This is a genomic window from Paraburkholderia terrae, assembly GCF_002902925.1.
In the GTDB taxonomy this organism is placed as follows: domain Bacteria; phylum Pseudomonadota; class Gammaproteobacteria; order Burkholderiales; family Burkholderiaceae; genus Paraburkholderia; species Paraburkholderia terrae.
On the sequence record NZ_CP026111.1, the window covers coordinates 2,217,963 to 2,230,228 of the forward strand.

Below are 12,266 nucleotides of genomic sequence, written 5' to 3' on the forward strand. Positions count from 1 at the left end.
CAGAAAAACACAGCAACGCCGGGGCAAACAAAAGCTTCCACCAGGGCTCACCAATAAACGGAGACGCACATGGATTCGCCGGCAAGCCTCAACGATCTTCAACACACGACACTCGCCATCGTCCTCGCGGGCGGACGCGGCACGCGCCTCGGACCGCTGACGAACAAGCGCGTGAAGCCCGCCGTACACTTCGGCGGCAAATACCGGATCATCGATTTCGCGCTGTCCAACTGCCTGAACTCGGGCATCCGCCGGATTGCCGTGGTCACGCAGTACAAGGCGCACTCGCTGCTGCGGCACGTGCAGCGCGGCTGGGGCTTCCTGCGCGGCGAGTTCAACGAGTTCATCGACCTGTGGCCGGCGCAACAGCGCGTCGAAGGCGCGCACTGGTATCGCGGCACGGCCGACGCCGTGTTCCAGAACCTCGACATCATCCGTTCCATCGGCCCGAAATACGTGGTCGTGCTGGCGGGCGATCACATCTACAAGATGGACTACACGCGGATGGTGATGGATCACGTCGAATCGGGCGCCGATTGCACGGTCGGCTGCATCGAGGTGCCGCGCATGGAAGCGACGGCGTTCGGCGTGATGCACGTCGACGAGCAGCGCCGCGTGACGGGCTTCGTCGAAAAGCCCGCCGATCCGCCCGCGATGCCCGGCCACCCCGACATCGCCCTCGCCAGCATGGGCATCTACGTGTTCAGCGCCGACTACCTGTACTCGCTGCTCGAGGAGAACATCAGCAGCGTCGCGACCGACCACGATTTCGGCAAGGACATCATTCCGCGCGTCGTCACGACGGGGACGGCGATCGCGCATCCGTTCAGCATGTCGTGCGTGTCGTCGGACCCGAACGTCGAGCCGTATTGGCGCGACGTCGGCACGATCGACGCGTACTGGGCCGCCAATCTCGATCTGGCGTCCACGATTCCCACGCTCGACCTCTACGACCGCAACTGGCCGATCTGGACGCACCAGGAACAGCTGCCGCCCGCCAAGTTCGTGCGCGACCTGAACGGGCTGCAAGGCTCGGGCACCAACCTGATCGTGTGCGGCGGCTGCGTGATCTCCGGCTCGCAGATTTCGCGCTCGGTGCTGTCGTCGAATGTCGTGGTGAATTCGTTCTGTAACATCGCTGAGGCAGTCTTGTTGCCGCAGGTGTCGATCGGCGCGAGTTGCCGGTTGCGCAAGGTCGTGATCGACCGCGGCTGCCAGATTCCCGACGGCACCGTGATCGGCGAAGATCCGGTGCGCGACGGCGAACGCTTCTACCGGACCGACAGCGGCGTCGTGCTGGTGACGGCCGAGGCGCTCAAGCGGCAGTCGGCGGCAGCGCGGTAGCGACCGGCGGGCGGACACGGCAGGCACGGCGACCGCAGGCGGCACGCGACGAAGCACGACGCAGTGCGGCGCTCCGGCGGGTGCCGCCGCGCGCCGCCCGTCTCCGTTGCGCTCCGTCAAGCTCCGTTATGCGCGCGCTGCACGGCGCGGATCGACACCGTGCGACGCACCGAAACGACACTGCGCAATCCACCGCAACCCTAGCGAACAGGACTGAAGCCCATGACGATCCGCGCGCTGCATGTCGCAAGCGAGCTGTATCCCCTTCTGAAAACGGGCGGCCTCGCCGATGTCGCGGGCGCGCTGCCGCCCGCGCTGATCGAGCTGGGCGCCGACGCGCGCGTGCTGCTGCCCGGCTTTCCCGCTGTGATGGCCGGGCTGTCGGACCTGCAGCCCGTCGCGCGGATCGGCGATCGCTTCGGCGCGTCGAACGTCACGCTGGAGCGCGGCACGCTGCCCGCGAATGGCCTGGTCGTCTACGTGATCCGTGCGCAAACGCTGTATGACCGCGTGGGCAATCCGTATCTCGACGCCGAACACGTGCCGTACGGCGACAACGCCCAACGCTTCGCGATGCTCGGCTGGACGGCGGCGCAGATCGCGCAGCATCTCGACCCCGCATGGGCGCCGCAGATCGTCCACGCGCACGACTGGCACGCGGGGCTCGCGCCCGCCTATCTGAAAGCGGCTGAACGCGAGCACGGCAAGCCCGCCGCGCGCACGGTGTTCACAGTCCACAACCTCGCGTATCAGGGCGTCTTCCCATCGCATCAGTTCGGCCAGCTCGGACTGCCCGCCGACTTTTTCAATATGAGCGGCGTCGAGTTCTACGGACAGATGTCGTTCCTGAAGGCGGGCCTGTTCTACAGCGACCGCATCACGACCGTCAGTCCGACCTATGCGCGCGAAATCCAGACGCTCGCGCAGGGCGGCGGCCTGGACGGGCTGTTGAGCCAGCGCTCGCATGATCTGTCGGGCATTCTGAACGGCGTCGACTATACGATCTGGCAGCCGACCACCGACTCGCTGATCGCCGCGCACTATACGGACACGCGCCTTGCCGGCAAGCGTGCGTGCAAGACGGCGCTGCAGGAACGCTTCCATCTCGCGCCGAAAAGCGACGCGCTGCTGTTCGGCGTCGTGAGCCGGCTGACCGAACAGAAAGGCCTCGATCTGCTGCTCGCGGCACTTCCCGAAATCATCAAGCGTGGCGGCCAGCTGGTCGTATTCGGCACGGGCGACCCGGCGCTCGAAAACGGCTTGCAGCTCGTCGCACAAGCACATCCCGAGAGCGTCGCCGTCGAACTCGGCTTCGACGAGACGCTCGCGCATCAGATCGTCGCGGGCAGCGACGTGATTGCCGTGCCGTCGCGTTTCGAGCCGTGCGGCCTGACGCAGCTCTATGCGCTCGCGTATGGGTCGCTGCCGCTCGTGCATCGCGTGGGCGGCCTTGCTGATACGGTCGTCGACGCGTCGCTGGAAAACATCGCCGACGATCTGGCAACAGGCTTCGTGTTCGAGCGCTTCGAGCCGGAAGCGCTCACGGCCGCGATCCGCCGCGCATTCGCGCTGTACGCGCGGCGCACCGACTGGAAAGCCACGCAGCGCCGCGCGATGCGCCAGGACTTCGGCTGGGGTGCGTCGGCGGAACGCTATCTCGCGCTGTACCGCGAGCTGGTGTGAGCGGATAAGCCGGTAAGCGCGCCGCATGATCTTGCGCAACATCGGCTTGCGCATTGATGGTTCGGCGCAACACGACGGGGCCGGATCGATTCCGGCGCGCGAAAACTCATGTATCTTGTGATGAACAGGGCGTGACGCGCCCTGTCGGCGACGCGCTGTCGCGCATCGTCGTTCGTCGTTCGTTGTTCGCCGCGCCAAAGCGGTGCATCGAAGCTGCTCATCCGTCGCGCATTCTTTCTTCCGGCGCCCTTCTCGCGCCGTATCGGTTCGACATGAAAAACGTTCTGAGCATCCAGTCGCACGTCGTATTCGGGCACGCGGGCAATAGCGCCTCGGTGTTCCCGATGCGGCGTCTTGGCGTCAACGTGTGGCCGCTCAATACCGTGCAGTTCTCGAACCATACGCAGTACGGTCATTGGGAAGGCAGTGCGATCGATGCGTCGCAGATGCTCGCGCTCGTCGAAGGGATTGGCGCGATCGGCGTGCTGCCTCGCTGCGACGCCGTGCTATCGGGCTATCTCGGCACGCCTGAGCAGGCGCAGTCGGTCATCGAAATCGTGCGCGCCGTGAAGTCGGCGAATCCGCATGCACGCTATTTCTGCGATCCGGTGATGGGCACGTCGACGGGCTGTCGCGTCGAGCCGGGCATTCAGGAGTTTCTGGTCCGGACGATGCCCGAAGTGTCCGACGTGATGTGCCCGAACCATAGCGAATTGCAACGGCTCGTGGGGCGCGAGATCGAGACCGTCGAGGAAGCCGTCGCGGCTTGCCGCGAGGTGATGGAGCGCGGGCCGAAGATGATGCTCGTCAAGCATCTGCTCGATCGCAACAGCCTCGCGGACCGCTTCAACATGCTCGTCGTCACGCAGCGTGAAGCGTGGATGGGACAACGGCCGCTCTATCCGTTCGCGCGGCAGCCGGTAGGCGTCGGCGATCTGACGAGCGCGGTGTTCGTCGCGCGCACGCTGCTCGGCGACTCGGTGCGTAGCGCGTTCGAACATACGGTCGCCGCCGTGAATGCCGTCGTTCACGCGACGTGGGACGCCGGGCGTTATGAGTTGGAGATCATCGCCGCGCAGGATGAAATCGCCCGTCCACGGGAATGGTTCGATGCGTGGGTGGTGGAGTCGGCTTAGGCAGCAGACTTAAGGCAACGGGCACAAGAAACGCCCCCGTCAGCCTGACGTCCTATAATGCGTGCCGCGCGTAAAAACGCGCGGCATTTTTTATTGGCACTGGTTGACTGGCAAGAGAGGCATCGATGGACGGCACTATCCGCAGCGAACGTGAAGAGCAGTTTGAAGAGTTGTGCATCAGCGTCGACGCAGACGAGACGCACGAGCAGGAAGCGATCGAATTCTTCGAAGCGCAATTCGGCGAAGCGGATTTCGATGCCGCGCAATGGCTCGATATTGCGCTGTACTATTCGCCCGCCGTCGCGCGCGGCATCGTCGACATGGTCACGCCCGACGACAAGGCGCGCAGCAACATCGCCCAGGTGATCGCCGACAATCTCGACATCTCGTACGGCGAAGACGAGTGCCAGCAGTTCGCGGAAACGATCCAGCTCGCGCTGGCCAATGGTGTGCCCGTCGATCTCGACGTGGTGCTCGACGGTTGTCACCGCGCGATCGACGACCTCGATACGTGGGCCGAAGACGACGTGAAGGAACCGCTGCTACGTCTGCGCGAAGAACTGTTGCGCATGCAGGGCGAGCAGTAAACGCGCTGCGTTAGAACACACCTACACACACCTGCGCGCAGCGCTTTCGGCATCAGGCGCTGCGCGATTCAAACGTGCCCGATCAGGCGGCACGGCAAGCGCATCACGCGGCCCTCCTCCGCGCCCTCCTGCCCGACATCCCGCTTCATCTTCGCAGCCGACGCTTAAAAACGAGCGGCAGCGTTGTGCTGAAATGCGCATCCAACATGCCGCGAACTGCCAAGACGCACGCATATTGGCTTTCTATATTCGCGCCACGGATCGGCTGCAGCACGCGGGTTGCGCGACATTACCGGTCCGTCGGCAGACGGCGCTCAGAGGTTTTGGCTTTGGTGTTTTCCAGCATTGCCTTGAACACTGCAACGTCCGTAATCTCGTCCGTGTTTTTAGTCCGTGCATTGTTTGCATACGCATCGAAGGAGACCTGTCGACACACTGCATCGCGCAATCCGACCGGCAGCGCCGCGCTTTCGAATCACGTGCGGCGCGCACTGCAAGCCGGCTGTTTTTCCCATCCCTGTCTGCCGATGTAAGGAGAAACCATGAGCTTTTGCAAGACGCTGAACCCGTTTGCCGTGGTGTTGGGCGCCGCGCTGTCCATCGCGCCGCTCGCCAGTTTCGCCGCCGACGAACTGCCCGTGAAAATCGGTTTCGCCGCGCCGATGACGGGCGCCAACGCCGGCTACGGCAAAGACCTGCAGAACGGCGTGCGGCTTGCCCTCGAGGAAGCCAACGCGCAGAAGATCAAGATTGGCGACAAGGTCGCGCACTTCGACCTCGTGTCCGAGGACGATCAGGCCGACCCGCGCATCGGCGTGCAGGCCGCGCAGAAACTGGTGGATCAGAACGTGTCGGGCATTGTCGGCCATTTCAATTCGGGCACGACGATCCCTGCGTCGCAGATCTATGAGCAGGCGGGCATTCCGATGATCGACCCTGCCGCGACGAACCCGACCATCACGAATCGTGGCTTTGCGAACACGTTCATGGTGATCTCGACGGACGCGCAAAACGCCGGCAACGCGGGCACGTACGCAGTGAAAACGACCAAGGCCAAGCGCATTGCGATCATCGACGACCGCACGGCATTTGGCCAGGGCGAAGCGGACGAGTTCGAGAAGGCGGTGAAGGCGGCGGGCGGCAACATCGTGGCGCGCGAGTTCACGAGCAACACGGCTGTCGACTTCAGCACGCAGCTCACGAAGATCAAGTCGACCAATGCCGATCTGATTTTCTTCGGCGGGCTCGATACGCAGGCGGCTGCGATTGCGAAGAAGATGAAGCAGCTTGGGATGACGGCGCAACTGCTGGGTGGCGGCGGTGTTGAAGACCCTGAGTTCATCAAGCTTGCCGGCGATGCGGCCGAAGGCGCGATGGCGTGGGAGTATGGCCGACCGCTCGCGCAACTGCCGGGTGGCAAGGACTTCTCGGCGAAGTTCAAGAAGCGGTTTGGCGATGACATTCTGTCGTATGCGCCGTTCGGGTATGACGCGGCGTGGGCCGTGATCAAGGCGATGGAGACGGCGAAGTCGACGGATCCGAAGGTTTATCGCTCAGCGCTGAAGTCGATCAGTTTTGAAGGGGTGACGGGGACGATTTCGTTTGATGCCACGGGGGCGTTGAAGAGTGCTGCTTCTACCCTGTATCAGGTTAAGAATGGGGTTTGGGTGCCTGTCGTCACGAAGAGTGGGGTTTAAGGTTTAGGTTTTTGGGTTTGGTTTTGGTTTTGGTTTTGGTTTTGGTTTTGGTTTTGGTTTTGCCAGCGGGCGCTATGTTTTGGTTGGCATGGCGCTTTGCTGGCATTCGCCGGTTGAGCTTTCGCGGCGCGGACGTTGCCGGGCTGTTTTGGCTTTGCGCTGGCATCCGCGATTCGTTAGCGTGCTTCAAGCGTCGCCCCTGTGCGGGGCGGCACCTACTTTTCTTTGCCGCCGCAAAGAAAAGTAGGCAAAAGAAAGCGGCTAACACCGCTAATTCTTGTGTTTGCCTGAGGGCCCCCAACGGGTCTTACGCTTCTCACGACAATCACGTGACCCACGTTCGTTGCCAACGCTCTTGCGCTGCGCCTCACCCGCTTCATGCGCCCGCCTTCAGCATGCCTTACCAGATAGTCCACCGCCGCCCAGGTGGCAAACTGTGTGTCGGCCGTAGTGCCGCACACGCCACACTTCGGACCGGTAGCGCACGCGTTCCACCCTGTAAGAGCGCCAGGCTATACGACGCGACAACCTACACACAGTTTGCCACCTAGGCGGCAGAAACCATTCGCTGCCGCTAGCACGTGTGCGGGTGTTTGAAGTGGGTGAGGCGTTCATTCGAAGCGTTGGCAACGAGCACCGACCAGGGTACTGTCATGTGAAGCGTGGGGACGTTGGGGGCCCGTGGATAAGAACACGGGCTGGCGGTGTTAGCCGCTTTCTTTTGCCTACTTTTCTTTGCGGCGGCAAAGAAAAGTAGGTGCCGCCCCGCACAGGGGCGACGCCTGAATGGCAAACACCGTAACGCGGATGCCAGCAAAAAACCAGCAAACCACCCAGCGTCGCAGACAACAAAAACCCCCTACCGTGCTCTCACAACAATCTGCGCCAACGCATCCCTCTCAATCTTAACGAGCGAAGCCCGAGCCAGGGCAAACTCACCAGCACTACACACCTGGCGCCCAAACCGGGCACTCAAACGCCGCGAAATCTGCACAACCCGCGTAGCGGAATCAAACACATACCGCGATTCATAATCAAAAAACCGGTCCCGCACGACAACATCCTCCGGCATATCAGTAACGCGAACACTATCCGGCAACGCAATCTGCGCCACCTCATCAAAATCGCCGCCAATACAGACCCACGGCTGCGTCCGCTCCGGCTCGGCGAGCCAGGCCTGCACCTGCGTCGCGATCCCCCCCGACAAACTCGTCAACGCAGGCAACGCCGTCGTGCCATCGGGCCACGTGAAGTGCTCCAGCGAACCTTGCATGAAAGTCGTAAACGGCCCCATGGTCGGCGTCACTTCGCCAGGTTGCATCCGCGCAATCCCATGCAACCCGGTCTGCCGCAAGCGATCAGCGGCAATCAGTTGCCAGCGCTGCCGCGTCGCGCGACGAAACACATTGCGCTCCAGTTCCGCCGACACTCCCACATCCTCCACGCGATACGTGAACGCCGCCGTGCCAGTCCGGTCGATATCGATCTCGAGCCGCACGTTGCGCCCGCGTTCCTGCGTCGCGGGCGTGCGCGCGAGCACGCCATCGTCGACCAGCAGCACCGGCCGGTCCATCGCGCCCGGCGGCAGATAACCGAAGCCGATACCGCCCGCCGTCGTATCCGCATACATGCGCAATGAAGGTATCCACGTGATCGCATGATTGATCGCGCTTGCGCCATAGCCAGGCACATCGGGCAGCGTATAGACAGGCCCGAGATTCAGCAGCACAGCCTGACTGTCGATGCCCACCGCCGCGAGCATCGCGCCATACAGCGCAACGTGGTCCTTGCAGTCGCCATAGCGGTTGCGCAGGATATCGCTCGCCTTGTGCGGCACGGCAGCCGTCTCACCCAAAAACAGCGCGACATAGCGAATGTTCAGGCGTACCCAGTCGTACAGAATCTGCGCCTTCGCACGCGGATCGTCAGTCTTCGCCGTCAGCGCCTGCGCAAGCTGCGCAATCGCGGGATCGCTCCACGTCGGGTCCAGCGCCGCGTTCCGATAGCGTTCGGCAAACGATGCGAAGTCGCGCGTCGTCGAGACCATCAGACGGTCGCCCCACGTCGCGTAGCCGACGGCGCCCGACTCGATGGGCGCATACGGCCCATGCCGATACTCGAACGTATAACGCGTGCGGCCGTTCTCCGTCACGGGCGGCAGCGCGACATAGCCGCGCGCGTCGGCGTACAGCGGGACGTCGGCGGGCAAGTCGAAGATCAGTTGCTGCATGTCGACGGGCCCACGCGTCGGCTCGACGAAATAGGCGAACGTGCCGCCCTGCAACGGCAGCGCGCGCGTCTTGCGAAACGCCAGATGCACGCGCGAGCCAGGCTCGACGCCCGGAAAAATCACCGTACGCAGCACGCCGTCCTGGAAGGTCGGCGCGCCCGCCGAGCGCGGCTCCTGCACGTCGCGAATGCCCTCCGGTCCTACCGGATGCGCGACGCCGTTGGGATCGATTGTTTCCGCTGCGAGCAGTTGCACCTGCTCGATATCCTTGTTGAACCACACATAGCGCTGCGCGATATCGTCGACGCCGCTGGTCGTGTTCGCGCGCAGCACCGTATCGTCGTGTTCCTCGATCGAGCCGTCCTTCTGTACGACGAACAGATGCACGTCGCGCTCGATCGTGGATGGCGGAATGTCGTCGGCTGCGACGCGTTCCTGCGCGTGCGCGGCGCCCGCGCCGTATGCGCAGACGATCAGCGGCAACACGGCCGCCGCGCGCAAGCGGTGCGCGCGCCGGCTCATACCTCGCGCACCGTGTGACGACGCACGGCGAGATTCACGCGCGCGCCGCGCTGCATGCGCCACGCACGTGGGCTCATGCCGAATTCGACGCGAAACGCGTGATTGAAATTGGATACGTCGTTAAAGCCGCTATCGAACGCGATATCGACGATCTTCGTGTCCTCGTCGGCGAGACGCAGCGCCGCATTGCGCAGGCGCGCGCGCATCACGTATTGATGCGGCGTCACGCCCGTGACGCGCTCGAACGTGCGCAGAAAGTAGAAGTCGGACAGCTCGCACATTTGCGCGAGACTCGCGAGCGTATGCGGCGCATCGGGCGTTTCGTCGATCAGGCGCACGGCCTGCGTGACGCGCGACCATGCGGACGCGCTCGTCGTCACGACACGCCGCTTCGCATCCGCCTGCGTCGCCCGCAGCGTGGCCCCGGCCAGTTCGACGGCGAGTTCGTTCCAAGCCGTACACGACGCACTATCCGTCGCCCCGGCGCACGCACGCGCGATCAGGCCGGAAAACGCGCGCAACGGCGGCATGCGGCCATGCCGGAAGGATGTATCGGCGCGAGAAAAACCCGCATCGGCGGCGAGTTGCTCGAAGTACGCAGGCTGATAGTGAAACGACACGCAACGGTCGCCGGGTGCATGCCGATGTCCGCATTCGAAGCACTCGCCCGCGTTCCCGAGCAGCAGCGAACCCGGCGTGAGCAGCTCGCGCCCCGCCGCCGACCGGTAGCCGAACGCGCCCGCTGCCACGATCGCGATGCAGACGCCCGCGTGCCGCTCCTCGAACGGCCTGTCACGCGGACCGAAGGTGCATAGCACGTCCATCGCCGACCAGCCGTCGCCCGCGGCAAGCGCGCGCATCTGCGTGTTGCCGGGCGCGCCGAGCCTGTCGCGGCGTGCGAGCGCGGCTTCGAGATCGACGGCAATTTTTCCCAAGATGTCACCTCGGCAGGTCCGTATGCTCGTTTTATCACAACGGCGGCAGGCGCGGCGCCACGCGTTCGCCACCCTTTTCAACCACGTTCAGCATACGGAGCAACCCGCAATGAATGCATTGGATCACGGTCCCGCTGCCGGGTTTCATGCAGCACTCGCCGCGCCCGGTCGCGCGGCTGACATCGATGCCGCCGACGACCTCTACGGCTGGCTCATCGGCAGTTGGGACATGGACGTGCTGCACTATCGCGTCGACGTGCGCGAGCGGCATCTGACGGGCGAAATTCACTTCGGCTGGACGCTCGAAGGGCGTGCTGTACAGGACGTGTGGATCATGCCGCGCCGTGCGGATCGCGGCGCGCGCAACGACGACGGTTTCGACATGTACGGCACGACGCTGCGCGTATGGGACCCCTCGATCGAAGCGTGGCGCGTCACCTACATCAATCCCGCGAATGGACAGCGCGACGAACTGATCGGCCGCAAAATCGGCCGCGATATCGTGCAGATCGGCACGCATGCGAACGGCACGCCGATCCGCTGGAACTTCACCGACATCACCGACGATTCGTTCCGCTGGACAGGCGTCGCACTAGCCGCCGATGGCGTCACCTGGAATCTGGAAGGCGAATTCGTCGCGCGGCGCAGGCGCGGCTAGCGCATTTGCAGCGGGCCGCGCGCACGGACTAGGCCTGCCGCAATTCCGCGCCCTCGTCCTTCGACAGCTTCACGAAAAAGAACAGCGAGCACAGCACGGCCGCGCCGACAACAAAGAACGCGGGCGAGAAATCGCGCGCAGTGAGATGCGCGGCGCTGCCGCCATGCAGATGCGCGGTCAGCGCGAGCAGCGACGCGCCGAACGCGACGCCGAGGCTCACCGAGAGCTGCTGCGCCATGCCGGAGAGCGCCGTCGCGCGGCTCATCTTCGGCTTCGGCATGTCGGAGTAGCCGAGCGTGTTGAGCGTGACCATCGCGAGCGAATTGAACAGGCCGCCCACCAGCAGCGTGCAGAAGATCAGCAGATGCGGCGTGCTGGGCTTGAACAGCCCATAGCACGCATAGAAGCAGCCCGTCATGCAGGTCGCGACGATCAGCAGCGTGCGAAAGCCGATGCGCTGAATCGCCTTGGTCATCACGCCGCGCACCGCGAGCGAACCGACGGCCGTCGCGACGCTCAGCGACCCCGACGTGAGCGGCGACAGGCCGAAGCCCAGTTGCAGCATCAACGGCATCAGGAACGGCGACGCGCCAATGCCGATGCGAAGCGGCATGCCGCCGAGCACGGCCGTCCGGTATGCCTTGTAGCGCAGCAGCAAGGGATCGATGATCGCATCGACGTGACGGCGGCTATACAGCCAATACAGCAGCATCGACAGCGCGCCCGTGCCCGTGAACGCGAACGTCACCCATTGCGGCACGAGCCCGCGGCCGGCCGTATCCAGCCCGCCGACAAGACCCACGAGGCCCGTCGACAGCAGCACGAAACCGGGCAGATCGAAGCGCTCGTCGATGCGTTCGTGCGTGTCGTCGATGAACGCGAGCGCGCACAGCACGCCGATCACGCCGAACGGCACGTTCAGCAGAAAGATCCAGCGCCACGACGTGATCGTCACCACGACGCCGCCGAGTAGCGGACCGGCAAGCCGCCCTACCGCGCCCGGCACCGTGAACCACACCATCGCGGCGACCATCCGCGCGGGCGGCACGCTACGCAGCAGAATCAGCCTGCCGACGGGCACCATCATCGCGCCGCCCATGCCCTGCAGCACGCGGAACACGACGAGCTGCGGCAGCGATGTCGCGATCCCGCACAGCGCCGAAGCGAGAGAAAACAGGCCGATGGCCGAGCAGAACACGCGACGCGCGCCGAAGCGGTCGGCAAGCCAGCCGCTCGCCGGCAGGAACACGGCGAGGCTGAGCAGATAGGAGGTGATCGCGAGATTCAGATGCAGCGCCTCGACGTCGAGCGAACGCGCGATAGATGGCAGCGCGGTCGCCATGATCGACGTATCGAGGTTTTGCAGGAACAGCGGACAGGCAACGATCAGCGGAATGATGCGGGCGCGGTCGGTCATCCCGTTCTTTTACCGCAAAACAGCCGCCGATGGCGAGTCCGGCGGCACGCGCGGTGT

Annotated in this window: 9 protein-coding genes; 6 read left to right on the forward strand and 3 right to left on the reverse strand. The window is 64.1% G+C overall.

Translation table 11 applies throughout. From position 1 onward, the window contains the following. Positions 1-69: 69 nt before the first annotated feature. The 5 genes from glgC to C2L65_RS09825 all read left to right on the forward strand — a co-directional run bounded on the left by glgC (position 70) and on the right by C2L65_RS09825 (position 6,447). Positions 70-1,344: a glucose-1-phosphate adenylyltransferase gene (gene glgC / locus C2L65_RS09805; protein ID WP_042308377.1), complete on the forward strand. Its 1,275-nt coding sequence runs from the start codon at positions 70-72 to the stop codon at positions 1,342-1,344. A 222-nt stretch (positions 1,345-1,566) separates the two neighbouring features. Next, entirely contained in the window at positions 1,567-3,027 is a 1,461-nt protein-coding gene (gene glgA / locus C2L65_RS09810) for a glycogen synthase GlgA (RefSeq protein WP_042308375.1), read from the forward strand. A 272-nt stretch (positions 3,028-3,299) separates the two neighbouring features. Beyond that, complete coding sequence (gene pdxY / locus C2L65_RS09815) at positions 3,300-4,163, forward strand: pyridoxal kinase PdxY (RefSeq protein WP_042308519.1); 864 nt, start codon at positions 3,300-3,302, stop codon at positions 4,161-4,163. Positions 4,164-4,288: 125 nt separating this feature from the next. Then, positions 4,289-4,750: a hypothetical protein gene (locus tag C2L65_RS09820; RefSeq protein WP_042308373.1), complete on the forward strand. Its 462-nt coding sequence runs from the start codon at positions 4,289-4,291 to the stop codon at positions 4,748-4,750. Positions 4,751-5,292: 542 nt separating this feature from the next. Next, on the forward strand, positions 5,293-6,447 hold the full coding sequence (locus C2L65_RS09825) for a branched-chain amino acid ABC transporter substrate-binding protein (protein ID WP_042308371.1): 1,155 nt from the start codon (positions 5,293-5,295) through the stop codon (positions 6,445-6,447). An 859-nt stretch (positions 6,448-7,306) separates the two neighbouring features. On the opposite strand, the gene C2L65_RS09830 is transcribed toward C2L65_RS09825, so the two are convergent. Together C2L65_RS09830 and C2L65_RS09835 are read right to left on the reverse strand one after the other, a co-directional pair. After that, entirely contained in the window at positions 7,307-9,199 is a 1,893-nt protein-coding gene (locus C2L65_RS09830; RefSeq protein ID WP_042308369.1) for a DUF3857 domain-containing transglutaminase family protein, read from the reverse strand. Continuing rightward, positions 9,196-10,134 carry a helix-turn-helix transcriptional regulator gene (locus C2L65_RS09835; protein ID WP_042308367.1) on the reverse strand — a complete coding sequence of 313 codons (939 nt, stop codon included), beginning with the start codon at positions 10,132-10,134 and terminating at the stop codon, positions 9,196-9,198. The genes C2L65_RS09830 and C2L65_RS09835 overlap by 4 nt, the downstream gene beginning before the upstream one ends. Before the next feature lie 109 nt (positions 10,135-10,243). On the opposite strand from C2L65_RS09835, the gene C2L65_RS09840 reads away from it, so the two are divergent. Further along, positions 10,244-10,792 carry a hypothetical protein gene (locus C2L65_RS09840; RefSeq protein WP_042308366.1) on the forward strand — a complete coding sequence of 183 codons (549 nt, stop codon included), beginning with the start codon at positions 10,244-10,246 and terminating at the stop codon, positions 10,790-10,792. A gap of 28 nt (positions 10,793-10,820) precedes the next feature. On the opposite strand, the gene C2L65_RS09845 is transcribed toward C2L65_RS09840, so the two are convergent. Next, positions 10,821-12,209 (reverse strand): DHA2 family efflux MFS transporter permease subunit, encoded by a 1,389-nt coding sequence (locus tag C2L65_RS09845; RefSeq protein WP_042308365.1) that lies wholly within the window; start codon positions 12,207-12,209, stop codon positions 10,821-10,823. Positions 12,210-12,266: the final 57 nt, after the last annotated feature.

What these genes read in the sequence shown, in the direction of transcription:
- C2L65_RS09830 (WP_042308369.1), bottom strand. Translation starts at nt 9,199, where the DNA reads ATGAGCCGGCGCGCGCACCGCTTGCGCGCGGCGGCCGTGTTGCCGCTG.
- pdxY (WP_042308519.1), top strand. Translation starts at nt 3,300, where the DNA reads ATGAAAAACGTTCTGAGCATCCAGTCGCACGTCGTATTCGGGCACGCG.
- C2L65_RS09820 (WP_042308373.1), top strand. Translation starts at nt 4,289, where the DNA reads ATGGACGGCACTATCCGCAGCGAACGTGAAGAGCAGTTTGAAGAGTTG.
- glgA (WP_042308375.1), top strand. Translation starts at nt 1,567, where the DNA reads ATGACGATCCGCGCGCTGCATGTCGCAAGCGAGCTGTATCCCCTTCTG.
- C2L65_RS09845 (WP_042308365.1), bottom strand. Translation starts at nt 12,209, where the DNA reads ATGACCGACCGCGCCCGCATCATTCCGCTGATCGTTGCCTGTCCGCTG.
- glgC (WP_042308377.1), top strand. Translation starts at nt 70, where the DNA reads ATGGATTCGCCGGCAAGCCTCAACGATCTTCAACACACGACACTCGCC.
- C2L65_RS09840 (WP_042308366.1), top strand. Translation starts at nt 10,244, where the DNA reads ATGAATGCATTGGATCACGGTCCCGCTGCCGGGTTTCATGCAGCACTC.
- C2L65_RS09825 (WP_042308371.1), top strand. Translation starts at nt 5,293, where the DNA reads ATGAGCTTTTGCAAGACGCTGAACCCGTTTGCCGTGGTGTTGGGCGCC.